22 protein-coding genes are annotated in these 25098 nt (G+C 55.7%); 18 read left to right on the forward strand and 4 right to left on the reverse strand.

The annotated features are described in order from the left end of the window. Nucleotide 1 precedes the first annotated feature (1 nt). Genes C5Y44_RS05580 through C5Y44_RS05600 form a run of 5 tightly spaced genes read left to right on the forward strand, consistent with a single transcriptional unit; the run spans nt 2 to nt 4179 of the window. The gene (locus C5Y44_RS05580) at nt 2-973 is read left to right on the forward strand and encodes a phosphate/phosphite/phosphonate ABC transporter substrate-binding protein (protein ID WP_105324027.1); all 972 of its coding nucleotides are present in this window, start codon (nt 2-4) and stop codon (nt 971-973) included. Further along, the gene (gene phnC, locus C5Y44_RS05585; RefSeq protein WP_105324028.1) at nt 970-1764 is read left to right on the forward strand and encodes a phosphonate ABC transporter ATP-binding protein; all 795 of its coding nucleotides are present in this window, start codon (nt 970-972) and stop codon (nt 1762-1764) included. Before C5Y44_RS05580 ends, phnC begins: the two co-directional genes overlap by 4 nt. Continuing rightward, the gene (gene phnE, locus C5Y44_RS05590; RefSeq protein ID WP_105324029.1) at nt 1761-2561 is read left to right on the forward strand and encodes a phosphonate ABC transporter, permease protein PhnE; all 801 of its coding nucleotides are present in this window, start codon (nt 1761-1763) and stop codon (nt 2559-2561) included. The genes phnC and phnE (C5Y44_RS05590) overlap by 4 nt, the downstream gene beginning before the upstream one ends. Then, nucleotides 2558-3322 (forward strand): phosphonate ABC transporter, permease protein PhnE, encoded by a 765-nt coding sequence (gene phnE, locus C5Y44_RS05595; RefSeq protein ID WP_105324030.1) that lies wholly within the window; start codon nt 2558-2560, stop codon nt 3320-3322. The genes phnE (C5Y44_RS05590) and phnE (C5Y44_RS05595) overlap by 4 nt, the downstream gene beginning before the upstream one ends. A 17-nt stretch (nt 3323-3339) precedes the next feature. Further along, nucleotides 3340-4179, forward strand: coding sequence for a MurR/RpiR family transcriptional regulator (locus C5Y44_RS05600; RefSeq protein WP_233189844.1), 840 nt, complete (start codon nt 3340-3342; stop codon nt 4177-4179). 2 nt (nt 4180-4181) lie between these two features. Here the strand turns inward: C5Y44_RS05600 and C5Y44_RS05605 are convergent, their stop codons facing one another. The 3 genes from C5Y44_RS05605 to C5Y44_RS05615 all read right to left on the reverse strand — a co-directional run bounded on the left by C5Y44_RS05605 (nt 4182) and on the right by C5Y44_RS05615 (nt 8226). Beyond that, nucleotides 4182-6446, reverse strand: a complete 2265-nt coding sequence (locus tag C5Y44_RS05605; protein ID WP_105324031.1) for an ATP-binding domain-containing protein — start codon at nt 6444-6446, stop codon at nt 4182-4184. A gap of 87 nt (nt 6447-6533) precedes the next feature. Next, entirely contained in the window at nt 6534-7511 is a 978-nt protein-coding gene (locus C5Y44_RS05610) for a DoxX family protein (RefSeq protein ID WP_199185983.1), read from the reverse strand. A gap of 112 nt (nt 7512-7623) precedes the next feature. Then, on the reverse strand, nt 7624-8226 hold the full coding sequence (locus C5Y44_RS05615) for an MBL fold metallo-hydrolase (RefSeq protein WP_105324032.1): 603 nt from the start codon (nt 8224-8226) through the stop codon (nt 7624-7626). Nucleotides 8227-8300: 74 nt separating this feature from the next. Here C5Y44_RS05615 and uvrA point away from each other — a divergent pair, with 74 nt between their 5' ends. The 5 genes from uvrA (at nt 8301) to rplT (ending at nt 13739) form a co-directional block, all read left to right on the forward strand. Then, nucleotides 8301-11150 carry an excinuclease ABC subunit UvrA gene (gene uvrA, locus C5Y44_RS05620; RefSeq protein ID WP_105324033.1) on the forward strand — a complete coding sequence of 950 codons (2850 nt, stop codon included), beginning with the start codon at nt 8301-8303 and terminating at the stop codon, nt 11148-11150. Between the two features lie 33 nt (nt 11151-11183). Further along, entirely contained in the window at nt 11184-12185 is a 1002-nt protein-coding gene (locus tag C5Y44_RS05625; RefSeq protein ID WP_233189845.1) for a hypothetical protein, read from the forward strand. 309 nt (nt 12186-12494) lie between these two features. Beyond that, nucleotides 12495-13016: a translation initiation factor IF-3 gene (gene infC, locus C5Y44_RS05635; protein WP_075722943.1), complete on the forward strand. Its 522-nt coding sequence runs from the start codon at nt 12495-12497 to the stop codon at nt 13014-13016. 88 nt (nt 13017-13104) lie between these two features. Next, entirely contained in the window at nt 13105-13299 is a 195-nt protein-coding gene (rpmI, locus tag C5Y44_RS05640) for a 50S ribosomal protein L35 (RefSeq protein WP_066794305.1), read from the forward strand. A 56-nt stretch (nt 13300-13355) separates the two neighbouring features. Beyond that, entirely contained in the window at nt 13356-13739 is a 384-nt protein-coding gene (gene rplT, locus C5Y44_RS05645; protein ID WP_066794302.1) for a 50S ribosomal protein L20, read from the forward strand. A gap of 175 nt (nt 13740-13914) precedes the next feature. On the opposite strand, the gene C5Y44_RS05650 is transcribed toward rplT, so the two are convergent. Then, nucleotides 13915-15069, reverse strand: a complete 1155-nt coding sequence (locus C5Y44_RS05650) for an HNH endonuclease signature motif containing protein (RefSeq protein ID WP_105324036.1) — start codon at nt 15067-15069, stop codon at nt 13915-13917. 341 nt (nt 15070-15410) lie between these two features. On the opposite strand from C5Y44_RS05650, the gene C5Y44_RS05655 reads away from it, so the two are divergent. From C5Y44_RS05655 to C5Y44_RS05690, 8 genes are all read left to right on the forward strand, one after another. Then, complete coding sequence (locus tag C5Y44_RS05655) at nt 15411-15905, forward strand: TM2 domain-containing protein (protein ID WP_105324037.1); 495 nt, start codon at nt 15411-15413, stop codon at nt 15903-15905. 82 nt (nt 15906-15987) lie between these two features. Further along, nucleotides 15988-16791, forward strand: coding sequence for an RNA methyltransferase (locus tag C5Y44_RS05660; RefSeq protein ID WP_105324038.1), 804 nt, complete (start codon nt 15988-15990; stop codon nt 16789-16791). A gap of 107 nt (nt 16792-16898) precedes the next feature. After that, complete coding sequence (pheS, locus tag C5Y44_RS05665; protein ID WP_105324091.1) at nt 16899-17945, forward strand: phenylalanine--tRNA ligase subunit alpha; 1047 nt, start codon at nt 16899-16901, stop codon at nt 17943-17945. Between the two features lie 24 nt (nt 17946-17969). After that, complete coding sequence (gene pheT / locus C5Y44_RS05670) at nt 17970-20456, forward strand: phenylalanine--tRNA ligase subunit beta (RefSeq protein WP_105324039.1); 2487 nt, start codon at nt 17970-17972, stop codon at nt 20454-20456. Between the two features lie 207 nt (nt 20457-20663). Next, complete coding sequence (gene argC, locus C5Y44_RS05675; RefSeq protein ID WP_105324040.1) at nt 20664-21707, forward strand: N-acetyl-gamma-glutamyl-phosphate reductase; 1044 nt, start codon at nt 20664-20666, stop codon at nt 21705-21707. 34 nt (nt 21708-21741) lie between these two features. Beyond that, nucleotides 21742-22935 carry a bifunctional glutamate N-acetyltransferase/amino-acid acetyltransferase ArgJ gene (gene argJ / locus C5Y44_RS05680; RefSeq protein WP_105324041.1) on the forward strand — a complete coding sequence of 398 codons (1194 nt, stop codon included), beginning with the start codon at nt 21742-21744 and terminating at the stop codon, nt 22933-22935. 12 nt (nt 22936-22947) lie between these two features. Continuing rightward, nucleotides 22948-23883 (forward strand): acetylglutamate kinase, encoded by a 936-nt coding sequence (gene argB, locus C5Y44_RS05685; RefSeq protein WP_066840715.1) that lies wholly within the window; start codon nt 22948-22950, stop codon nt 23881-23883. Continuing rightward, a complete protein-coding gene (locus tag C5Y44_RS05690) occupies nt 23880-25073 on the forward strand; it encodes an acetylornithine transaminase (RefSeq protein WP_255411978.1) in 1194 nt (397 codons plus the stop codon). The genes argB and C5Y44_RS05690 overlap by 4 nt, the downstream gene beginning before the upstream one ends. The last annotated feature ends 25 nt before the right edge of the window (nt 25074-25098 follow it).

Below are 25098 nucleotides of genomic sequence, written 5' to 3' on the forward strand. Positions count from 1 at the left end.
CATGAAAAAGCAGATCCTCGCAGCAGCCGGCGCAGTAGCACTGACCCTAGGTCTCACCGCATGTAGCACGACAGAAGACGATACCCTGACCATTTCTCTAGTCCCTTCAACTGAGGGAGAGGACTTGGCCGAAGCACTCGGGCCACTGACTGACTACCTATCTGAGCAACTTGGCGTCGAAGTCGAAGGCGTTGTTGCCAGCGACTACGCCGCGACTGTGGAAGCTTTGGGAGCTGGTCAATCTGATGTCATCATCACCGATGCCGGCTCGCTATATAATGCGATGGAGCAGCACAGTGCTGAACTCATCCTACGTGACGTCCGCTTCGGCGCGACCAGTTACTCGTCCGTCGCATATACCAACAACCCAGATAAGTACTGCGACGACGAACCAACGATGGCGACCTATGCCGCAGCCGATGCGGAAATGGCGTACTGCAATGGCATTGAACCGGGTGATACCGCGACCGGTGAAGGTCCAGCTGCTGTTGAGCAATTAGGCAAAATTACCGGCGATACCTCTGTGGTGTTGCAAAGCTCGACCTCGCCAGCAGGCTACCAATATCCAGTTGTTGCTATGGAGGAAGAAGGCGTCAATATCGATGACGTCAATCAGATCCCAGTAGAAGGCAATAACAACGCCGTCCTGGCGCTTGCTAACGGCGATGGCGAAGTTGCCTTCGGTTTTTGGGATGCGCGTTCGTCGGTGATTGAAGAAAACCCTGATGTAGCGACTGATGTGGTTGCTTTCGCCTACACCGAGCAGATTCCAAACGGTGGTGTGGCTGTGCGCAGTGACCTTGATACAGAGCTTAAAGACAAGCTCACCGAAGCAATGGACAGCTACGCAGAATCTTCTGATGAAGCTGCATCAGTCATGTACGACCTTGTAGGACTGTCCGACTGGACTGCGGACACCCAGGAAGAAGACATCAACCGATACGGCGAGATTCTGGAGTACTTTTCCAAGTGATTAAACAAGAGAGCTGGCCGATAGCGTTAGACCGAGTGAGCGTGACTTATCCCGGTGGTCTACAGGCCATTAAGGACGTATCCATCAACATCCAGCCCGGTGAGATGGTCGGAATTATTGGGCCATCGGGTGCCGATAAATCCACTTTGATACGCACCATCAATGGGTTGAACCCGGTTAGTGCAGGGCAGGTAAGCGTCGGACCGCATCAGATTGATAGTCTTCGCGGTCGTGCACTGCGCAAAGCCCGTGGAGATATCGGGATGATATTCCAGAGTTTCAACCTGGCGGATCGTATTAGCGTCATGGATAACGTTCTTGTTGGACGGTTTGCGCACACACCGGTTTGGCGTTCAGTTCTCGGACTTCACACAGCAGGGGACAAAGATTTAGCACTGCGTGCTTTGGACTCTGTCAATATTGCCGACAAGGCAGAAACGCGTGCGGGAGCTTTGTCAGGCGGACAGAAGCAGCGGGTGGCGATTGCTCGGGCGCTGTCGCAGCAGCCAAAGATTTTGCTTGCCGATGAACCCATCGCCTCCCTTGACCCACCCACTGCACACACGGTGATGCGAGATATTCAAAGAATCAACCGGGAGCAGGGCATCACCGTGGTGGTTAACCTGCATCAACTGGACATGGTGCAAAAATACACCGACCGAGTCATCGGCGTGCGCGCGGGGGAAATCGTCTTTGACGGGGCTACTGAAAGTGCACAGCAAGCTGACTTTGAAGCCATCTACGACCGCCCGATCATGGCCGATGATGTGGCAGAACAGGACGCGCTATGACGTCCTTGTACACTCCCACCTCAAAGACTGGGAACATCCGGACGTGGCTTGCGGTCTCGGGTGTAATCTTCATGACCGTGCTCGCTGCTGCACCAGGATTAGGCGGCGTCGAAATCGATATACGCTCACTCATCCGCAACTGGAGCAACGGCTACAACAAACTCCTGCAGATGCTCCAGCCCAACTTTGAGTTCGTCCCACGCACCATAGGACCAATGGTTGAAGCTTTGCAGATGGCCTGGGTGGGTGCTGCCATCTCCGCGATAATCTCCGTCCCGCTCACGCTATGGGCGGCGCAAGCTACGAACCACTCAACAACCGGACGATTTATCGTTCGGACCTTCATCAACGTTGTCCGCGCCGTACCAGACCTGGTCTATGCCACCGTCTTGGTCGCAATGGTTGGCGTGGGTGCTCTACCTGGTGTGATGACGCTTATCTTGTTCAACATCGGAATCGTGGTCAAGCTGGTCTCCGAATCGATTGATTCTGGCGACCATGACTACATGGAAGCCGGCCGGGCAGCTGGCGGTACCCAGTTTCAGATCAATCGTGCAATGACCATGCCACAAGTTCTACCGCTCTTCATGAATCAATGGCTCTACACCTTGGAACTTAACGTGCGCATTTCAGCAATCCTGGGCATTGTCGGTGCTGGCGGAATCGGACGCCTGCTTGATGAGCGCCGGTCGTTCTACGCTTACAGTGATGTTTCCGTGATTATCCTCGAGATCCTCATCGTCGTCATCGCCATTGAGCTGCTATCTAACTACCTGCGCAGGCGGTGGACTTCATGATCTTAAAGGCTTTGGATTTGAGAAAGCTTGTCCCCGCTGTTCTGCTTGTCCTCGCATTGATGACCCTAGGCATTGAATGGCGAGCGCTTCCGGAGGTACCTGGGCAAGTATGGCACTACCTGCAGCTTATGTTTTCTTCCCCCGACTGGTCACGGCTTCCACGAGCAGTTGCCGAGATGTGGCGGTCCATTGCGATGGCTTGGATCGGATCTCTTATTTGCGTTATCGTCTCGGTTCCACTCGGGTTCCTCGCCGCGTTCGGCGTGGGGCCACTGTGGTTACGACAGGCTCTCAAGATCGTGTTCGCGGTTATCCGTGCATTCCCAGAGGTCGTCATCGCCATCATCTTGCTCACCGTCACCGGTTTAACACCTTTCACTGGTGCATTAGCGCTGGGAATTTCCGGAATCGGTCAACAAGCCAAATGGACTTATGAAATTGTGGAGTCCGCGAAAACTTCCGCACCCGAAGCAATCCGTGCCGCAGGTGGAACTACAGCGACCATCGTGCGCTGGGGACTATGGCCTGCGTGTGTGCCAGCTATTTTGTCCTTTGCCTTGTACCGGTTCGAAATTTCTATTCGAACCTCGGCAGTGCTCGGCATTGTTGGTGCTGGCGGAATCGGTAGCATGCTGGCCAATTACACCAACTATCGAGCCTGGGACAGCGTAGGTGTGCTTTTGATAGTGATGGTCGGCATTACGATGATTATTGACGCCATTTCCGGACGCCTACGCCGAGCTATCATGGGCCAAGCTTGAACTTAGAAAGACACAGCATGATGAACGAGTCTTCACAAACTCAACACCCATTCCTGCCAGCGGACTCGCCGGCCTCAGCACGTTTGGCGGCAACTGCACGTTCGCTAAAACCGAATCAATACAAGGTTGCGCAGTTTGCCATGGACAACCTGGAAACAGTGGTGGACATGACTGCTCAGGAGGTCAGCGAGAAAGTCGGCGTGGGACGCGCAACAGTCGTCCGCACTGCGCAAGCACTTGGATACGACGGATTTCCACAATTTCGAGTGGCTTTGGCCCGGGAAATTCCGCAGGCACAAAACCATGCTGAAGGAATTGCTGCGGCAGCGGCAGCAGTGGCCGCTAATTTGCAGTCCCTAGTAATTGATGAAGAAGAAGTCGATCGTATCGCGGGTTTGCTCAGTCGAGCCCACAAAGTGCTTGTAGTAGCTCATGGGATGTCTGCTCCATTGGCGACAACCTTAGTTGCGCGACTTGTTAGCGTCGGAATTTCTGCGATGATGCACGCGGATCACACCACAGCCAATATAGCTGCGGCTGGGCTCGGCAAGGACTCCGTGTGCGTCGCAATCTCTGGCTCCGGAGTAAACAAACCAACCCTTCGCACAGCTGCTCTTGCACATAAAGCCGGTGCGAAAGTCGTTGCTTTAACGTCTTTTTCGAGCACCCCACTTATCGAGCTCGCCCACCACAACTTGATTGTTCCGAAGGCATACAGCTCTTTTCGAGACGAAATCTATCATGCGTCCCGCGTTGAGCTCCTGTTCGTTTGCGAACAACTAGCAGCACGAACCGCTCCTTCACGCAGTTTGAAGGCCGACCCGCTAGATATTGTCAGTGAAGGATTGCGCGAATAGCGCTACCGGAATTCCTCCGGCCAGTGCCCAACAATGGTCAAGGTCTGTGTCGCGCGCGTTAGGGCTACGTAGAGGTCATTGACACCCAGCGGACTGCGGTTGATGATCTCCTCCGGATTAACCACGGTGACGTGGTCGAACTCGAGCCCCTTCACCTCTTCGACATTGCTGACATCAATAATCGCATTGAGCCGGCCGCCCTCATCGGTGAAGATGCCCGCCTCCAATGGCCCCTCGGCATCGTCGGAGTCGATAAAGCGCACCGGTTCGCCATCGCGGATGGACTCAGTGGGCTGTGCATACTCATCGACGCTGCGGCGTACCTTATACGCCAAATCCGCAATCGGTTGAGGAGTGCGGTAGTTGACCGTGAGCTGATGCACGCGAAAACGCTCGCCCACAAATTCACTCAAGGTATCTTCCCACGCATCCACGCCAGCAGGGGAGCTGGTCTGGCCGGTATCGCCAACCACCGTCATCCAACGCGACGGTGTACGGCGAAAGACCATGCGCCATTCCATTGGCGTGAGCTCTTGCGCCTCATCGATGACCACATGGCCATACGCCCAGGTGTAATCCGCAGCAGCACGCTCCGCCGTTGAGCGATGGTCCACGGTTTGCTGACGTCGCGCCAAGGTCTCAGCGTCGATAACGTCATGCGCGGACAAAATCTCCGCCTCAAACATGTCATCGTCATTATCGGTCGACATCGACGAAGACAAGATATCCAAAGCATCCTCAGCATCAGCGACCTGTTCTTTCCACGCTGCGCGCTCGGCTTCCTGCTGTGCTTCCACGTCCGGCATGCCTACCAGCACAGCCAACTCATCTAAGAGCGCCACATCAGATACCGACCAGACTTCCTCGCCATCAAATTGCCACGGACGGTACAGCGCCGAACGCGTCTCATCGTCATAGTCATAAGCAGCATGCTCAATGGCTTCTTCCGAGCCCAAAAGCTCCGCCAAGACTTGTTGGGGAGTCAGGGTGGGCCAGAAGGCATCGATAAGCTCTTGCACCGCTGGGGTATCGGAGAGGTCATCGAAGAGCTGATCCACATCCGCACGCGAGAGCAGATTTTGCCCACCGAGCGGATCAGCGCCGATTTTATCCGCCATCTGCTCCGCCAACGACTGCACGAAGTGCTCGATGAAAGCACCGCGGGCATCGTTGTGCGGCTTGCGCGAACGACGCGCGCGAGTACGCGCAGCCTTGACCATCGCAGGGGTCGCAGTCAAGTACAGTTGCTCGACTTTGATGGTGACATCCTCATCGGGCACGACCTGATAGGCCTGCAACGCCGCGCGCAAAATATCGACCATTGCCGCAGAGCCCTTAATCTCACGCGTCAGCAGACTGTCCTGCGCGGTCGCGGTGACACCGGGGAAAAGCTGCGAAATCGTAGACAACACCACGCCGGTTTCACCCAGTTCGGGCAGCACGCGCGAAATATAGTCCAAGAAAGTCGAATTCGGGCCCAGGATGAGCACGCCGGTAGAAGACAGACGCTCACGGTGGTTATAGAGCAAATACGCTATACGATGCAACGCCACCGCCGTCTTGCCCGTACCCGGGCCGCCGTCGACGACCATGACCCCACGGCGTTCATCGCGAATGATCTCATCTTGCTCGCGCTGGATGGTTTCCACGATGGAATTCATGTGCGAGGTACGCGCGCGGTCCATCGCCTGGTGCAGTGCGGATTCGCTGGTGATGCTGACGTCATCTTCTTCGACGTAACTTGCGGCGAGTTCGCGGGAGAGCACTTCATCGGTGATATCTGTGACCGTGCGTCCCTTGGTGCGGATATGGCGGCGCACCGCGACATCTTCCGGCTGCGCTGTCGTAGCGAGGTAGAAAGGCCGCGCCATAGGTGCGCGCCAATCTAACAGCAACGTGCGGTAATTTTCTTCGCGGGCATCTAGGCCCATCCGGCCGATGTAGCGGCGGTCTAAACCTTCCGTAGTGGGGTTATCGCCGGGTGCGTTAACATCCACGCGGCCAAAGACAAGCCCGAGCTGCGCGAGATTGAGGCGGTCTAGTTTATCTTGCAGTAGGTGGTATTCGGTTTCACGGCGCACAAGTGCATCGGAATCAGGGTTGGCAGGATCGACATCTGCCTGTACTTCATTCAGGCGCTGGTTGGCATCAGCAACTTCTTTATCCAAGCGGTCGAAGAGCATGTCAACATAGGTCTGCTCAGCGGCAATAGCTTGGGTTTTAGGGTGAGATGGGTTAGGTGTTGACGACGTGGTCACGGAGGGCATCAACTTCCTTGGGTGATGAGAGATGAAAAATGAAACAACGGCCCAGCATACAAAAAGCTGGGCCGTTGCGGGTAAACGTAGAAGAATTTAGATGTTCTTGCCTACCTTTTTAATTGCCTTAGCGATCTTCTTATCGGCTTCCTTCTGGAATTTACCAGCCTTCTTATTCCACTTTTTCATGGAACGACCGCTGGACTTTTCTGCCTTGTTCAAAGCCTTATCGGCCTTGTCCTGAGCCTTGGAAGCGTTCTTGACTACTGCCTTGCGTGCGGTCTTCGCGTTATCCTGTGCAGCATCGAGCCAGTCGCCAGCGTTGTTGTTGACAAAGCCGCGTGCGGATTCGCCGTAATCCTTGGCGGTGTCGCGCACGTTAGCGATAAGGCCTTTGCCGGCCTTTTGCCAATCGTCCTTATTGTCATCAACATAAGAGCGCGCTTCATCCACGTAGGACTTTGCGGTGTGCAGCAATTCCTTGCCGGTGTCCTGCCAGTCATCCTTGTGGTCATCGACGTAGCTGGAGACGCGATCAGTGGTGTCTTCGAACCAGTCGGTGGCCTTGCCGGTGAGGTTTTGCGTCTCAGACTTGGTTGGCAGCGCTGCCTGGACCTTCTTGCTGGTGCGCTCGCCGGCCTTCTTTGCGCGCCAGCCTAGCGATGGCTTGCCCTCACGGTCCTGGGTGGTGATAAACAAAGCACCGAGCAGGGCAGTGTTGGTAATCAGGGCATTGCGGCCATCGGTCTTTTCCTTTTCGGAATCTGCAGACCAGAAGGCATTAGCGCCCACCAGCGCTGGCAGGGTAGTGCCAGCCAGGACTGCAGCGGAGGTGCGCGGTGCCTTGCCGAGCGCCAGGAGGGAACCTGCGCCAACGCGTGCGCCAGCGAGGCCGCGAGCAACAAGCTCCGGGTCATTAGGAACGAAGCTTGCGTATTCACGAGGCAAAACCTTGCGCAGACGGGCCAGCATGTTTTCGGTCTCTTCGACGTGCTGGTCAGTGTTGCGTAGTGTGTCCACGCCATCCCACACGAAGAAGGATGCGAGCATCGGACGGGCGATCTTACGTAGCATGATTTTTAAAGCTCCTTAAACTAAGTTCGCAATCTTTTCTAATCCACCAGTGTACGCAAATTCATCACTCGGGTGCCGGAATTTTTATGTTTGCCGCAAAATTGTTACGCCATTACCAACGCCTATCCCACCAGGTGCCCAGCTGCGGGCGTTCATCGCCGAGCGTGGTGGCCTTACCGTGGCCGGGCCAGACCACGGCCTCATCCGGGTAGATATCAAAGAGACGCTCGGTGACATCCTTGTACAAACGCACGAAGTCACCTTCAGAATTGGTTTTGCCAACGCCACCTGGGAAAAGCGAATCGCCCACGAACAGCTGCGGAACGCCGTCGAGGTTCACCGCCAGGGCCGCGCCACCTGGGGTGTGACCGCGCAAAATGATGACATCATGGTTGCGGCCGCCGAATTCGATGGTGTCATCGTGCTGCAACTCGACATCGACAGGCGAAGGCAATGCAGGCGACTCCAGGAAAGCCGCATAGTGCTTCGCGCCAGTTGCTGCCAAAACTTCTTCCAGGGCGCGGACGTGATCCCAGTGGCGGTGCGTGGTCAAAACCTTCGTGATCTTCACCCCGGCTTTCTCCGCCATAGCGAGGATGGCTGGGGCGTCATCGGCGGCATCGATAAGCAAGCCTTCACCGTCGGCAGCGAGCAGATAGCAATTATTGTCCATCTCCGAGACGGAGATGTGATGCAGAGTAATTTCGTTCGTCATATCACCCACCTTACGGGTATGTTCGATGAAGAGTAGAACACTAGAAGTCATCAGAGGAAGAGAAAAACCAACAAGTGGCTGATCGCTTAGTAGTCCGCGGTGCGCGTGAGCACAACCTTAAAGGAGTGGACATTGATGTCCCGCGCGACAAAATGGTCGTTTTTACCGGTCTATCCGGATCGGGTAAGTCTTCGCTGGCTTTCGACACAATCTTTGCCGAAGGACAGCGTCGATACGTTGAGTCTTTGAGCTCTTATGCCCGCATGTTTTTGGGGCAAATGGACAAACCCGATGTGGATTTCATCGACGGGCTCTCACCTGCGGTATCCATCGACCAAAAATCCACCAACCACAACCCACGTTCGACGGTGGGTACGATTACGGAAATTTATGACTACCTGCGTCTGCTGTTCTCGCGCGCGGGCACGCCACACTGTCCGAAGTGTGATGCGATTATTGAGCGGCAGACTCCGCAGCAGATCGTTGACGATGTTTTAAGCCAGGAAGAAAAGCTAAAGTTCCAGGTGCTGGCGCCGGTGGTGCGCAAGCGCAAGGGCGAGTTTGTCGACCTGTTCGAAGACCTGGCTGCCCAAGGTTTTGTGCGCGCGATGGTCGATGGCGAGCTGATTCAGCTGAGCGACCCGCCGAAGCTAAAGAAGCAGATTAAGCATGACATCAACGTTGTGGTTGACCGTTTGCAGGTCAAGGCATCTGCGAAACAGCGCATGACTGATTCGGTGGAGACTGCGCTGCGGCTTGCCGATGGCCTGGTCACCATCGAATACGTGGACAACGAAGAGCTCACCCATACTTATTCGGAGAAGGCCGCGTGTCCTAATGGCCACCCGTTGACCATTGAAGAATATGAACCGCGTGCTTTTTCCTTCAACGCGCCATTTGGTTCCTGCCCAGCCTGTGACGGCATTGGTACCAAAACGGAAGTTGATTTGGACCTGCTGATCCCTGATAAGGATGCCCCAGCAGTCGATGCTATTCAGCCGTGGACTTCGTCGCCGAACTCCAAGTACTTTGTCAAGCTCGTCGAAGGCCTGGGTAAAGCACTCGACTTTGACCCGGAAGCGCCGTTGAGCTCGCTTAGCGATGAACAGCGCGACGCCCTGATTTACGGCTCCGATGAGGAAGTCAACGTCCGCTATAAAAATCGCTACGGCCGCCAGCGCAACTGGACTGCGCCTTTCGAAGGTGCCGTGGGCTTTTTAGAGCGCAAACTGGAACAAACCGATTCCGAGTGGGCCAAAGACCGGCTTTTGCAGTACACGCGACTGGTGCCGTGTCCGACGTGTAAAGGCTCGCGTCTGCGCCCAGAGATTCTCGCGGTGCGTTTAGCCGCGAAGGGCTTTGACGAGCTTTCCATCGCCGGACTTACGGCGTTGTCGATTGAGGATGCCTCGACCTTCCTCAACTCCTTGGTCCTTGGCCACCGTGAAGAAATTATCGCTGGTGCCGTGTTGAAGGAAATCCAGGCCCGCCTGCGCTTCTTGCTCGACGTCGGCTTGAACTATTTGACCTTGGACCGCGGTGCTTCGACGCTTTCCGGTGGCGAGGCACAACGCATTCGCTTAGCGACGCAAATCGGCTCCGGTCTAGCGGGTGTCCTTTACGTACTCGACGAGCCATCGATTGGCTTGCACCAGCGCGATAACCACCGCTTGATCCAAACGCTCAAGCGCCTGCGCGATATTGGTAACACTCTGATCGTCGTCGAGCACGATGAAGACACTATCCGTGAGTCGGACTGGCTTATCGATATTGGCCCGCGCGCGGGTGAGTACGGCGGCGAAGTTGTCTACCAGGGCGAGCCGAAGGGCATTTTGAAGGCCAAGGATTCGCTGACGGGGCAGTACCTCTCCGGTGCCAAGGTCTTAGGAATTCCGGATACTCGCCGCGAGATCGACAAAGAACGCATGTTGAAAGTCGTTGGCGCGCACGAAAATAACCTGAAAGATATCGACGTGGAAATCCCACTGGGAGTTCTGGTGTGTATCACCGGCGTGTCTGGCTCGGGTAAATCTACGGTGGTTAATCAGATTCTGGCCAAGACTTTGGCAAATAAGTTAAACCGTGCCCGCCAGGTGCCCGGTCGTGCGGTGCGCGTGGAAGGTGTTGAACACCTGGACAAACTCGTGCAGGTCGACCAATCACCGATTGGGCGCACCCCACGGTCGAACCCAGCTACTTATACGGGCGTGTTCGACAAAATCCGCAACCTTTTCGCCGAAACCCAAGAGGCCAAGGTACGCGGCTATAAAGCCGGGCGGTTCAGTTTCAACGTCAAGGGTGGGCGCTGTGAGGCCTGCCAAGGCGATGGCACCATCAAGATTGAAATGAACTTCCTGCCGGACGTGTATGTCCCGTGTGAAGTCTGTGATGGCGCGCGTTATAACCGTGAGACTCTTGAGGTCTTGTACAAGGGCAAGAATATTGCCGAAGTACTGCACATGTCGATTTCGGAAGCGGCTGAGTTCTTCGAGCCGATTACCTCGATTCACCGCTACCTTGCCACGCTTGTCGATGTCGGGCTTGGCTACGTGCGACTTGGCCAGGCAGCCACCACGCTATCGGGCGGTGAGGCTCAGCGCGTGAAGCTGGCTTCTGAACTGCAAAAGCGCACCAATGGCCGCACCATCTACATCTTGGATGAGCCGACTACTGGTTTGCACTTTGAAGATATTCGCAAGCTGATGCTGGTCATCCAAGGATTGGTGGACAAGGGCAACTCCGTCATCATCATTGAGCACAACTTGGACGTGATTAAGTCTGCTGACTGGATTGTGGACATGGGCCCAGAAGGTGGCTCCGGTGGCGGCACTGTCGTGGCCGAAGGCACACCAGAAGACGTTATTGCAGTTGAGGGCTCATACACCGGGCAGTACCTCAAGCCCTTACTGGAGGGGCAGAATTAGCCCAGGTAGTTTCCTGGGCTAGTGTTTGATGGCGTGATTTCTTTCCAACCCTTGCCGCGCCGCGCGATTGCGCTGGCGGCGGCTGCATCGATAGCCGTGCTCACCGGCTGCTCTACCTTAAGCGGCCCTGGTGCGCCCACGGCAACAACCTCGTCGACCGCTGCGGATACCGTTATCGCTGATGATATTGCGGTGCTCGAGGATGAAAACCTCGAAGCCGCAATGGCGCATCTAGTCGAAGACGTCGAAAAAGAATTCGGCGCGACAGTCTCGCTGGCCGTCGTCGACGGCAAGCAGGATTTCTTGGCCGGCGCTGATGGCAGTGAGCCTGCCTGGTCAACCATCAAGGTGCCCATCGCAATTGCCGCCTTGCGCGATGGTGCAAGCGAAGAGCTCGTCGATGCCGCCATTAAAGAATCCGACAACGACGCAGCCTTAGCGCTGTGGAACCAGGTGGAGTGGACCGAGGGCAGTGCGCAGCAGAGCATTGAGGATTTGCTCGATAGCTTTGACTCTGAAGTCGAGACCGATGAAGCTTTTGGCATGTCGACGTGGACGGTCAAAGACCAAGCGCGTTTTGCATCGCATTTAGGATGCATCCCGGAAGCGGAGTACGTCTATGACGCCATGAGCGATATCGTCGACTGGCAAAAGTGGGGACTATCTGGCCTGGACGGCGTGCACTCTAAAGGCGGCTGGGGTCTCGATGAGGAAGACGGCGAATACACCTCCCGCCAGATTGGCGTTATGCCTGTTGATGGGGGAGAGATCGGCATTGCCCTTTCCGCCTCCTGGCAAACCTGGGATGAAGACAAGTCCTATCTGGAAGATAGCGAATATGACGCCGTCGAAGATATCTCTGCTGCCGCACTAGATGAGATTGCCAGCCGTTTGGAAATCTTGATTGAAAAGGCCCTGGAAACCGGCGAGCTCGACCCTGTCAATGATTGCTCCGAGACTTCCAAGTTGGCTCCGGTAACAACTGAACCCAGCGCTGAGCCCACCGAAGAACCTGCGAAAGAGTCCGGCCATTAGTACTGAATTGCTGGCCGATTTGGGAAGTTGCGCATAGAGGTGTTAAAGTAATCCTCACTACCGCCCGTAGCGCCATTTTCAGGAGCATCGGGTTGCAAGCGGAGCATCTCCCACCTCAAGCCGCACATTATTTAATGTGCAGGATACGGGTAAAAGGTAGCTGAGTTTAGCGCGAACTATTTGTATCGTGGTGAAGCTTAGCAACTTTGAGAGCTCCCGGCTGCACTGGTTTAACTATCAGGCAGGCGGGATTTTCGTTTGTGACGTGGTAGGCGAACAAACTATCCCTTCTCACTTAGGAGACACACAATCAGCTCTGAAGCTCGCATTAATGAGCGCATCCGAGTACCAGAAGTACGTCTGGTCGGTCCCGGAGGCGAACAAGTAGGTATCGTCCGCACTGATGATGCACGAAAGCTCGCTTTTGAGGCAGATCTGGATCTGGTCGAGGTTGCCCCTAACGCTAAGCCGCCTGTCGCAAAGATCATGGACTACGGCAAATTCAAATACGAGCAGGCTCAAAAGGCCCGCGAATCTCGTAAGAACCAGCAGCAGACTGTGGTCAAGGAACAGAAGTTCCGTCCTAAAATCGATGATCACGATTATGAGACCAAAAAGGCAAACGTTGTTCGCTTCCTGGAAAAGGGTTCCAAGGTAAAGGTCACCATCATGTTCCGTGGCCGTGAGCAATCACGTCCAGAGCTTGGTTACCGCCTGCTGGAGCGTCTGGCAGAAGATGTGGCTGAGCACGGCATCGTGGAGTCGCGTCCGAAGCAGGATGGTCGCAACATGACCATGGTCTTTGGCCCTAACCGCAAGGGTAAGAAGTAGCCCGCAAGTTCACTTCGACGGTTGTACCGCGCACTTTAAGAAAGTGTGCTGCACCGCGATATCGACCCGTCAAGGATTGAGGAATCCCATGAAGCAGAAGACCCACAAGGGCACCGCAAAGCGCATCAAGGTCACTGGTTCCGGCAAGCTGCGCCGCGAGCAGGCTGGCCGTCGCCACTTGCTGGAAGGCAAGACCTCCAAGCGCACCCGTCGTCTGAAGGGCACCGAGGCAGTTGCTCCAGCCGACACCAAGCGCGTAAAGCGCCTGCTTGGCCGCGCGTAATTAGCGCCTAATCACCCACAAAATAGTTCGTCAAAGATAGTTAAGGAAGTAACACCGTGGCACGAGTAAAGCGCTCAGTCAACGCCAAGAAGAAGCGTCGCGCGATTTTGAAGTCCGCCAAGGGCTACCGCGGCCAGCGTTCCCGCCTCTACCGTAAGGCTAAGGAACAGTGGTTGCACTCTATGACCTACGCTTACCGCGATCGTCGCGCGCGTAAGTCTGAGTTCCGTAAGCTGTGGATCCAGCGTATCAACGCTGCAGCTCGCATGAACGACATCACCTACAACCGTCTCATCCACGGCCTGCGCCTGGCTGAGATCGAGGTAGACCGCAAGATCCTTGCTGAGTTGGCAGTCAACGACTTCGAGACCTTCTCCGCACTGTGCGAGGCTGCAAAGGCTGCACTGCCTGAGGACGTTAACGCTCCTAAGGCTGCCTAAGCCAAAGCCTTAATACATACGGCTACTTAAAAACCCGAGCTCTCATCCCACTATCAGGGATGGGAACTCGGGCTTTTTTCGTCTGTTTTATAAAAGGGATCGCCAATTTCCCCAACCAGAACCAGTTTCTAGTTGGGTACTCTCATGCCCTGGCAGTTGTTTTGCCGCGGCGACTTTAGATCAGGTCCATCGCCCCCAAGCTGCTCACGTGGTGGGTGTTGCCCACCAGTTTGCCGCCCGGTGTGTGGAGACGGACTTTGCCGCGGTGGCGGCGCATCCTGCCGCGCTTGGGTTTACCCGTACTCGGCTTCCCTTTTCCTCGCTTATTTTCTCTTTTCTGTGACCCGGGATTACCCGGGTCACCGTCGTCGTTGACGCCATTGTGATATTTACACAGCATCGTCAGGTTTGAGGGTTTTGTGTGCCCGCCATTCTTATGCGCATCAATATGGTGCACCTGGCATCTATCGGCCGGGACGTTACAGTCGGGCCACGGGCAGACGAGGTTCTCCGCCATGGCTAGAGTCCGCAGCTTATCGGACGCGAAGCGTGCCTCGTAGAGATTGACGGGTCCGGCGGTGGGGTGGAAAAGCCCGACGTAGAGCTTGTCGCCCAAAGCGCCTTCCATCGCAGCGTTGATAAATTCTGCGCCGGTCATGGTGGTGCCGTCGGAAAGACCGATGATGACGTCCTCGCCTTTGCCGCAGGAGACGTTTGCGAAATCGTCGAGGCCGATAGCAATAACGGTGCGGTATTCAGGTTTGATATGGCCGGTGCCGTTGCCTTCAACTAAGTCCCAGAATGGTTCGAGTAAAGCTTCGGAGCGCGGCTGGTCATCATCTTTGATGGCGGCATCAAGCGTCTTTTCTAAATCGGTAATGCGGCGCTGAGTATCGGTAATGCTGATAGTCCGCAGACCGTCGATAGCTCGACCTACGCGCACCCCGCGTTGTTTGGGTTTGTCGCCGCCTTCTTCGGTGACGCGCTGTTTACCGATTTCATTAACTTCATCCAACGTGCCTTCGTACGCGATGAGTTCGGCGCGAAGTTTCCATGCTGCGCCGCGGGTTGTGAGCTTCTTGGCGTGTTTGTTGACCATTTCTAAATACTCGACGCTTAATTGTCTCGCCTCGGCGAGTGCGACAGCGTCGCGCTGTACCTTGGGAGCATCAGCGGGCCCGAAGAATACTGTCGCTAACCGGGTGTATTTGCGTGCGGTGCTACGCGACATTACGGCACCGGCGAGGTCGTGAGGGGAGCATTCATACACATCGCGGAGGATGGTTATTCCGCTGGTGGTGAAGAGGTTTAATATTTCTTGTCCTTTCATAACTTCGACACTAAGACGTGAACGCAACCCCTGGCTAGGGCAAAGATTTTTGCCTGTGGATAACTACCGTGTCGCACCACCGGTGGTTCAAAGTTATCCACAGATTTACCGCTGATTCGAAATAGGGCCGAAAAGTCATTGCTTTATGAGTTCGTCGGTGGTTAAGCTGGCTTGTTTTAGCCCGTGAGAATGGACGAATTTCTGATGGCATCGATAGCCTTTCGACTGCGATGACCGCTCAAGTCCACCGTGCTAGGCTGTCCTAAGTGTTTTGGCACGTCCCCCTATTCCTTTTCGTCCTACTGGCAAATTGATGCCCACATTTCGAAAGGCGGTCGGAAATGACCAACCCTTATAACTCTTTTGAGCCAAACCCTGATGGCTTTGATGCCCCTATGCAACAAGACCCGCAGGCACAGTCCTATGCGCAATACCAGGAATCGCTGAACAATCCGCAGGCGCAGTACCCGCAATTTAATGCTTTCCAGCAGCAGCCACAGGCAGGTGCACCGGCTCCTTACGGTCAGCAGCATGGAATGGTGCAGCCGGGAATGGCGCAACCGGCGATGTATGCGACTCCACCGAAGTCATGGATTGCGACTGTGCTGCTGGCATTTTTCCTGGGCACACTTGGTGCGCATAATTTCTATTTGGGTTACAAAGGCCGCGCAATCGCGCAGCTGTCGCTATCGGTCATCGGATGGTTTACCGCCATTTTGATCGTCGGTTTCGTGTTGCTCGCCATCGTGGGCATCTGGGCATTCGTTGACTTGGTCCGAATTCTTCTCCGCCACGGAGAGTACGGCGTTGACCCCAACGGGGTGCCTCTTTCCTAATATTTTGATTGATTATCTAATTAATCAACCCATCCTGGACTTAAACAGGGTGGGTTTCTTTGTGCTTGGTAGATTAAAGACCATGGCATTGGATTTTGAACAAGCATTTACCGAACGCACCCCGCGCATCGTCAACGCAGCCAAGCTGCACCGCTCATCCGCGCGAAAGAAGGCGAATGCTTTCCTCGTCGAAGGCGAGAACTCCGTGGATGCCGCAGTTTCTACGGGTGCAGCAACCGATATCTTCGTGACGGAGCGCGCAGCGGAGAAATTCGCGGAGATTGTCACCGCCGCTGGCTACATGGACGTCTACGTCCACCCAATCACCGATAGGGCAGCGAAGTCCCTGTCGGATACCCAGACCACCAGCGGGCTGTTTGCAGTGTGTAAGCCCGTGCTGTGGTCGGCAGGCAAGATTCTCAACGGCAAGCCGAAGCTTCTTGCCGTCCCTGTGGAGACTTCTGAACCGGGCAACGCGGGCACCTTGATTCGTACAGCTGATGCGATGGGCGCAGATGGCGTCATCTTCGCTGGCGAAACCGTGGATCCGTTGGGTTCGAAGGTCGCGCGGGCATCGGCAGGCAGCTTGTTTCATATCCCTACCGCGCGCGATACCAATGTCAAAGACGTTCTGGGCAAATTGCGTGCTTCCAACCTGCAGATTTTGGCGACCGCCCCACAAGGGGATGCGACATTGGATGAGGTGGACTTGACCAAGCCCACGGCATGGCTATTTGGAAATGAGGCACATGGCTTGAGCCCAGAGCTTCTCGATGCCGCCGATATCCGCGTCAATATTCCACTACGCGGCCGCGCCGAGTCGCTTAACCTGGCTACCGCAGCCAGTATTTGCCTGTACGAGGCGGCGAAGGCGCAGAACCGCTAAACCCTCCGCTTGGGTGGGGCTAGCTGTGTACTTCTAAGTGGGGGACTGTAGGATGGTTGCGTTATCTTTATGAAGTTTTCATCCAAGTTAAAGAGGTTGAAGGGCACGTGTCTGCTACCCCAGAGATAGAAATTAATGAGGCAACTTTAGAAGCCGCGGCTGCAGAAGCAATCGCCGCTTTTGATGCAGCAACCAACCTCGACGAGCTGCAAGAAGCACGTCGAGGACATTTGGGGGACAAGAGCTTTATTTCCCAGGCACGCCAATCACTGGGAACCTTGCCTAAGACTGAGCGCAAGGATGCCGGCCGCCTTGTCAACATGGCACGCGGTAAGGCAGAAAAGCACTTCGCGGGCGTTAACCAGGTGCTCGAAGAAAAGGCGCGCGAAGAACAGCTCGCCGCTGAGTCCGTTGACGTTACCGTTCCCACCACCCGTTTCCAGACCGGTGCTTTGCACCCGATCACGGCATTGAATGAGGCTGTGGCGGATATCTTCATCGGCATGGGTTGGGAAGTAGCTGAAGGCCCCGAGGTTGAAGCAGAGTACTTCAACTTCGACGCATTGAACTTCAAGCCAGATCACCCAGCGCGTACCCTGCAGGATACTTTCTACGTTGGCGAGGAAGGCTCCAAGCAGATTCTGCGCACGCACACCTCACCAGTGCAGGTCCGTACCCTGTTGGATCGCGACGTGCCGGTTTATATCGTGTGCCCGGGCCGCGTATTCCGCACCGACGAACTGGATGCAACGCATACTCCGGTCTTCCATCAGATTGAGGGCCTTGCCATCGATAAGAACCTCACCATGGCGAACCTACTGGGTACCTTGGACCACCTCGCACGCCAGCTCTTTGGCCCAGAGACCAAGACGCGTATGCGCACCAACTACTTCCCATTCACCGAGCCATCCGCCGAGGTCGATGTGTGGTTCCCGAATAAGAAGGGTGGCGCTGGCTGGATCGAATGGGGCGGCTGCGGCATGGTCAACCCTAATGTCTTGCGCTCTGTCGGTATCGACCCAGAAGAGTACCAAGGCTTTGCCTTTGGCATGGGCATCGAACGCACCTTGCAGTTCCGCAATGGCCTGTCTGATATGCGCGACATGGTCGAAGGCGATGTCCGCTTCACCCTGCCATTCGGCGTCCACGCTTAAGATTCCCGAGGAAGGAAAACCCACATGCTTATTTCACAAAACTGGCTTCACGGCGTCCTCGGTGAACACAACCCAGGCTGGACCGTTACTAGCGAAGAACTCGACTCCGGCTTCGTCCGCGTCGGCTTCGAAACCGAAGGCTATGAACCACTGCCAGAAATCACTGGTCCCGTGGTTATCGGCCGCGTAAAAGAGATCGAAGAACTCACCGAGTTCAAAAAGCCGATTCGTTACTGCCAGGTGGACGTAGGAGACGCCAACGGCACCGGCGAACTGCAGGGGATTATCTGCGGTGCGCGCAATTTCGAAGAAGGCTCCCTGGTCCCGGTATCTTTGCCAGGCGCAGAATTGCCAGGCGGCTTCAAGATCGCTGCGCGTGAGACCTATGGTCATATCTCCAATGGCATGATCTGCTCGGCAGCGGAGCTTGGTCTTACCGCTAAGTCCGAGGGCATTATCACCTTGGATGAGTCTTTCGCCGAGTACATCGGTCAGGATGCGCTACCACTTCTGGGCGGTGCAGATACCGTATTCGACGTTAATGTCACTCCAGACCGCGGATACGCCCTGTCCATGCGTGGCCTTGGCCGCGAGATTGCTTCGGCTTTCAACCTTAACTACGTCGACCCTGTCGGCGAGGTTTCGCAAGCTTCCGGCAGTCTCATTGACATTGACCTGCGCGAGGAAACCAAGGCGATTCGCTTTGGCCTGCGCAAGGTCACTGGCATTGACCCTAAGGCGCAGTCGCCATTTTGGATGCAGCGCATCCTCATGCTTTCCGGCCAGCGCCCGGTTAACCTCGCCACCGATGTCACCAACTACGTCATGCTGTACTTGGGCCAGCCGATGCATGCTTTCGATGCCAACAAGGTCGCAGGCAACTTGGTTGTCCGCAATGCCCAGGCAGGGGAGAAGTTCGAGACCCTCGACCACGTCAACCGCGAGCTCTTCGCCGAAGACGTAGTCATCTGTGATGACAATGGCATCCAGTCACTCGCTGGTGTCATGGGCGGAACTACTTCGGAAATCTCCGATGACACCACCGACGTGTACTTCGAGGCAGCGACCTGGGATCCAATCACCGTGGCGCGTACTTCGCGTCGTCACAAGCTCAGCTCCGAGGCATCGCGTCGTTTCGAGCGCGGCGTGGACCCAGCGATCGTGGAATACTCGCTGGATCTAGCCTGTGAGCTTTTGGTGCAATACGGCGGCGGACACGTCGACGATGCCCGCACCTTAGTCGGTGAGGTACCAGAGGCGAAGGTTGTTGGGCTCGAGTCCTCCAAGCCAACGCGTTATGCAGGCGTGGAATACTCCAATGACACCATCGTGGCGCGTCTGGAAGAGGTCGGTTGCTCGGTCGCTTCATTCGATGAAGGCAAGGCATTCGATGTCACCATTCCTTCCTGGCGCACCGATATCGCAGAAGATGTCGACTTGGTCGAAGAAATCCTGCGCCTAGAAGGCCTGGATGCTATTCCGTCGATTCTGCCGATTCCTACCGTGGGCAGCCGTGGGCTCAGCCCAGCGCAAAAGCGTCGCCGCGCTATTGGTCACGCCCTGGCTTACGCTGGCTACGCCGAGGTCATCCCAAGCCCATTTATCAACGATGAACTCTTTGATACCTGGGAGCTGGCAGCAGATGATGCACGCCGCAACGTAGTGCGCGTACAAAACCCGCTGGAAGCAGATAAGTCGGCGCTGTCGACGACGCTGCTGCCAAATATGCTGGACGCAGTTGCGCGCAACGTAGCCCGTGGCCGCAACGATGTCACGCTCTTCGGCGTGCAGCAGGTCGCGTTCAAGCGTGCGGACTCCACCCCGATGCCAGATGTCAGCAAGCGTCCATCTGATGATGAAATCGACCAGCTGATCAACACGCTGCCCGCACAGCCGCTGCACGTGGCAACCGTGGGTGCCGGCAACGTGGAATTTGAAGGTCCATGGGGTAACGGTCGCGCATACTCTTATGCTGATGCGATTGAGTCTGCACGTCAGGTTGCGCGCGCCGCCAATATCGAGCTCGATGTAGAAAAGGCAGAAGTTCAGCCGTGGCACCCAGGCCGCTGTGCAGCGCTGAAGGTCGAGGGTGAAATCGTTGGCTACGCCGGTGAGCTGCACCCACAGGTAGTCAAGGACATGGGCCTGCCGGCTCGCACCTGCGCTATGGAGGTGGATATCAACGCTTTGCCGTTCAGGGATAACCTGCCAGCACCAGTGCTATCTTCTTTCCCAACCTTGCACCAGGACATCGCGCTGGTCGTGGATGAAGAGCTGCCAGCGGAAACGGTGCGTCGTACTTTGGAGGAAGGCGCCGGAGAGTTGCTCGAGAGCGTTGAGCTTTTCGATGTTTTCCGCGATGAAAAACTCGGCGAATCTAAGAAGTCTTTGGCGTTTAAGATGTTCTTCCGCGCCGCGGACCGCACGCTTACCGATGAAGAGGTCAACACGCACCGCCTTGCTGCTGCCGAATTGGCAAGCGAGCGTTTGGGTGCGCAAATGCGTGCTTAAGCAAGTGCTTAAGTAATTTACGTCGCGCTGACAAAAAGACCGCGTTTCTACTACCTTGGGTAAGTAGAAGCGCGGTCTTTCTTTGTGCATATGCTTTCCCATGGTGCATTCGTATTTCCGTACATTAAGCTCTTCCACTGGAAATTTTTGAAAGAAATTTCCATGTATAGTTTGCGGAGTCTTGCATAATTTACTACTGTGGTGTGCATGACATACAAAGTTGCAATCGCAGGCGCCACGGGTTACGCCGGTGGCGAGATTCTCCGCCTCCTTCTTAACCACCCGGCATATGCCTCCGGCGACTTGGAAATTGGGGCATTAACTGGCCATTCCAATGCTGGCCAGTCCGTTGCGGAATTGATGCCGCATTTGCCCCAATTAGCAGATCGCACGATTGTTGATACCACGGTGGAAAACCTCGCTGGCCACGATGTGGTCTTTTTAGGTTTGCCACATGGGCACTCGGGACCTATCGCGAAAGCGTTGGGCGAGGACGTCGTGGTCATCGACTGTGCTGCTGATTTCCGCCTCAAAGATGCCCAGGATTGGGAGGATTTCTACGGCTCTGAACATGCAGGCACTTGGCCTTATGGCATCCCGGAATTGCCTGGTCACCGTGAGCAACTTCAAGGATCGAAAAGGGTAGCGGTCCCGGGATGTTTCCCCACCACCATGACGCTGGGCGCGCTGCCTGCAGTCGCGGGCAAGATTATTGAGCCAGATTTGACCATTATCGCCGTGACCGGTGTGTCTGGTGCAGGTAAGAAAGCTTCCGTCCCACTGCTGGGCGCAGAGACCATGGGAAGTGTCAAGGCTTATTCCCCAGGCGGCACGCACCGTCACACCCCAGAGGTTATTCAAAACCTCAACCCGCTGGCGGAGGCGCCTGTCAACGTCAGCTTCACGCCAGTGCTCGCCCCAATGCCGCGCGGTATCCTCGCGACGATTACGGCGCCGCTAAAAGAAGGCATCACCCAAGAAGAAGTCACCAAGGTCTTTACTGAGTTTTATGCCGATGAACCGTTCTGCCACGTTCTCCCAGTCGGCCAGCAGCCACAAACCCAAAACGTTGTGGGCACCAATATGTGCCATATTCAGGCGCATGTGGATGAACGCGCACGTAAGCTCGTTATCACCTCTGCACTAGACAACCTCACTAAAGGCACCGGAGGAGCAGCAGTACAGTGCATGAACCTCTCGCTGGGCTTTGCTGAAACCGCAGGTCTGCCACTAGCTGCAGTCGCACCATAAAACTCTCTACTAATTTTTAAAAAGGATAAGCGCAATGACTACATCCGAAACGCTGCCACAAGGTGTGACTGTGCCGCAGGGCTTCTCCGCGGCTTCGACCACCGCAGGCATTAAACCATCCGGCAATCCAGATATGGCACTGGTAGTCAACCAGGGTCCACGCTTTGATGCGGCAGCGGTCTTTACCCGCAACCGGGTTGTCGCTGCACCGGTGAAAGTCACCCAAGCAGCGCTGAAAGACGGCAACCCGAATGAGCTCAAGGCCGCAGTCTTTAACGCCGGCAATGCCAATGCGTGCAATGGTGCACAAGGGATGACCGATGCCAAGAAGATGGCCGAAGATACAGCGCTTGCCTTAGGCGTCGATGTATCCGATATCGCTGTGTGTTCCACCGGTCTCATCGGGGAGTTGATGCCGATGGATAAGGTACATGGGGGCATCGACAAGCTAGCGAAAAACCTAGGCACCGAACAAAGCCATGGTGCTGGTGCCGCCGCAGCAATCATGACGACTGATACCGTGCCGAAGCAAACCGTCGTGCACGGCCAAGGTTGGACCGTGGGCGGCATGGGCAAAGGCGTGGGCATGATGGCACCGTCGTTGGCGACGATGTTGGTGTGCATTACTACCGATGCCCAGGCAAGCCCTGCCGCGCTCGATGCAGCGCTGCGCAAGGCCTGCGATCTCACCTTTAACACCCTGGATGTTGATGGCTCCACCTCGACCAATGACACCGTGATTGTCATGGCTAATGGTGCCTCGGGCGTCGAACCAAGCCAAGAAGAACTGGACGAGGCCATCTTGAAGGCTTGTGCGGACCTGGCGGATCAGCTGCAAGCCGATGCGGAAGGCGTGACCAAGCGCGTCAAGATTACGGTCAAGGGCACTGGCTCTGATGCCCAAGCGCTCAATGCTGCGCGTACCTTGGGCCGCGACAATTTGTTCAAGTGTGCGATGTTTGGCTCCGACCCGAACTGGGGCCGGGTGCTTGCAGCCGTGGGCATGGCCGATGCTGAGATGGACCCGGATAATATTTCGGTCTTTTTCAACAACCAACCCGTGTGCGTGGAATCTACCGGCGCTCCTGGTGCCCGCGAGGTTGACTTAAGCGGTGCCGACATCGATGTTTTAGTTGATTTGGGCACCGGCGGCGAGGGCACCGCCTTTGTTCGCACCACCGACCTTTCGCATGACTATGTGGAAATCAACTCGGCCTACAGTTCTTAAAGGAAGATAATAATGATTGCCGGAATGACTGATACCGTCCGCGCGGCGGTGCTTGCTGAAGCTCTGCCGTGGCTGCAGCACTACCGCAACAAGATTGTCGTTGTGAAATATGGCGGCAATGCCATGGTCGACGAGGAACTCAAGCGTGCTTTTGCTGCTGACATGGTGTTTTTGCGCACCGTGGGGGCAAAACCCGTCGTGGTGCACGGTGGCGGCCCGCAGATCAACGAGATGCTGTCCAAGATTGGACTGGAAGGCGAATTCAAAGGCGGCTTCCGGGTTACCAGCCCAGAAATCATGGACGTTGTGCGCATGGTGTTATTTGGCCAAGTTGGCCGCGATCTGGTCAACCTGATTAATTCCCACGGACCTTATGCCGTTGGTACCTCCGGTGAAGATGCCGGGCTGTTTACGGCGAAAAAGCGCATGGTCAACGTCGATGGTGAGCTGACTGATATTGGCCTTGTCGGCGATATTACGGACGTGAATCCTTCTGCAGTCATGGACATTATCGAAGCCGGTCGCATTCCGGTGGTCTCTGGTATTGCACCTGGTACCGACGGCGAGGTCTATAACATCAACGCTGATTCGGCCGCTGGTGCTTTGGCGCAAGCCATTGGCGCAGAGCGTTTAGTGATGCTGACCAATGTTGAAGGACTGTATACCGATTGGCCGAATAAGGAATCGTTGGTTTCTAAAATTGAAGCAACGCCTTTGGAAAAGATGCTTCCCGGCTTGGATGCGGGCATGATTCCGAAGATGGAATCGGCGCTTAAGGCCGTCAAGGGTGGGGTAGCAGCCTCCCATATCATTGACGGACGCCTGGCACACGCGGTGTTGCTGGAACTTTTGACCATGGGCGGTATTGGCACCATGGTTCTGCCTGATAATTTTGAACGCTCCCGGTACCCCGAAGGCACCGTATTTAGGAAGGATGATGCGCAGTGAGCACCCCTGATGCAACACTAACTGGCTCATGGCAAGACGCCATGATGAATAACTACGGCACCCCACCGGTGGGTATTGTCTCGGGCCACGGTGCATATCTTGTCGATGAGCAGGGCAATGAATACCTCGATCTGCTCGCGGGTATTGCCGTGAATTCCTTGGGCACTAACCACCCCGCGGTTGTCGAGGCTGTCAGCACGCAGGTGGCAACGCTTGGCCACGTCAGTAACCTCTTTGCGTCGCCACCAGCGGTAAAGCTGGCGCAGCGGCTTAAGGACAAGGTTGGCGATGATTCCGCGCGCGTCATCTTCTCTAACTCCGGTGCAGAAGCCAATGAGGCAGCCTTCAAGCTGGCGCGCCTGACTGGGCGCCGGCGCATCCTGGCTGCCAATAATGGCTTCCACGGCCGCACCATGGGCTCGCTGGCGATGACCGGGCAGCCTTCTAAGCGCGATATCTTCGGGCCTTTGCCGGGTGGCGTGGAATTTTATCCCTATGGCGATTTTGACTACCTGCGCGCATTAGTGGAGATTAACCCTGCTGATACCGCGGCGATTATCTTAGAACCCATCCAAGGTGAGACCGGCGTTATTCCTGCGACCGTAGAATTTTTGCAGGATATTCGCTCGCTGTGCGATGAGCACGGCATCTTGATGATGGTGGACGAAGTCCAAACCGGCGTCGGCCGCACAGGAAGCTTCTTCGCTTTTGAAAAGGCCGGGATTCTTCCTGATGTCATCACCATGGCGAAAGGCCTTGGCGCGGGCTTGCCTATTGGTGCGTGCATTGGTGTTGGAAAGGCAGCAACCTTGTTTGGCCCTGGTAGCCATGGCACTACCTTTGGCGGGAACCCAGTTGCATGCGCCGCTGCTAATGCGGTGTTGGATGTTGTGGATGAACAGTTTGTTGCCGATGTGCAGTCCAAGGGTGAGAAATTTACCGCGGCGCTAGAAAAACTGGCTCTGGTCGACCACGTCCGCGGTAGCGGACTGCTCTTGGGCGTCGTATTGAAGCAGGCAGTGGCGAAGCAAGCCGTGGCCAAGGCACTGGAGCACGGCCTCATTATTAATGCGCCCAGCGATAATGTCGTGCGTATTGCACCTCCGCTGATTATCGCTGACGCAGATATTGATGTAGCGATTGAGAAAATCACGGCTGTCTTCGACGTGGTTTCGGCCGAAGAAAAGTAAAGACCCAAGAAAAAGTTAAGGACAC

This window comes from Corynebacterium sp. J010B-136, from assembly GCF_002967075.1.
Classification (GTDB): domain Bacteria; phylum Actinomycetota; class Actinomycetes; order Mycobacteriales; family Mycobacteriaceae; genus Corynebacterium.

Excerpts from the sequence above, each read along its gene's own strand:
- C5Y44_RS05580 (WP_105324027.1), top strand. The coding sequence starts at position 2 with ATGAAAAAGCAGATCCTCGCAGCAGCCGGCGCAGTAGCACTGACCCTA.
- phnE (WP_105324029.1), top strand. The coding sequence starts at position 1,761 with ATGACGTCCTTGTACACTCCCACCTCAAAGACTGGGAACATCCGGACG.
- phnE (WP_105324030.1), top strand. The coding sequence starts at position 2,558 with ATGATCTTAAAGGCTTTGGATTTGAGAAAGCTTGTCCCCGCTGTTCTG.
- C5Y44_RS05600 (WP_233189844.1), top strand. The coding sequence starts at position 3,340 with ATGATGAACGAGTCTTCACAAACTCAACACCCATTCCTGCCAGCGGAC.
- C5Y44_RS05605 (WP_105324031.1), bottom strand. The coding sequence starts at position 6,446 with ATGCCCTCCGTGACCACGTCGTCAACACCTAACCCATCTCACCCTAAA.
- C5Y44_RS05610 (WP_199185983.1), bottom strand. The coding sequence starts at position 7,511 with ATGCTACGTAAGATCGCCCGTCCGATGCTCGCATCCTTCTTCGTGTGG.
- C5Y44_RS05615 (WP_105324032.1), bottom strand. The coding sequence starts at position 8,226 with ATGACGAACGAAATTACTCTGCATCACATCTCCGTCTCGGAGATGGAC.
- rpmI (WP_066794305.1), top strand. The coding sequence starts at position 13,105 with ATGAAGCAGAAGACCCACAAGGGCACCGCAAAGCGCATCAAGGTCACT.
- C5Y44_RS05650 (WP_105324036.1), bottom strand. The coding sequence starts at position 15,069 with ATGAAAGGACAAGAAATATTAAACCTCTTCACCACCAGCGGAATAACC.
- C5Y44_RS05655 (WP_105324037.1), top strand. The coding sequence starts at position 15,411 with ATGACCAACCCTTATAACTCTTTTGAGCCAAACCCTGATGGCTTTGAT.
- C5Y44_RS05660 (WP_105324038.1), top strand. The coding sequence starts at position 15,988 with ATGGCATTGGATTTTGAACAAGCATTTACCGAACGCACCCCGCGCATC.
- pheT (WP_105324039.1), top strand. The coding sequence starts at position 17,970 with ATGCTTATTTCACAAAACTGGCTTCACGGCGTCCTCGGTGAACACAAC.
- argC (WP_105324040.1), top strand. The coding sequence starts at position 20,664 with ATGACATACAAAGTTGCAATCGCAGGCGCCACGGGTTACGCCGGTGGC.
- argJ (WP_105324041.1), top strand. The coding sequence starts at position 21,742 with ATGACTACATCCGAAACGCTGCCACAAGGTGTGACTGTGCCGCAGGGC.
- argB (WP_066840715.1), top strand. The coding sequence starts at position 22,948 with ATGATTGCCGGAATGACTGATACCGTCCGCGCGGCGGTGCTTGCTGAA.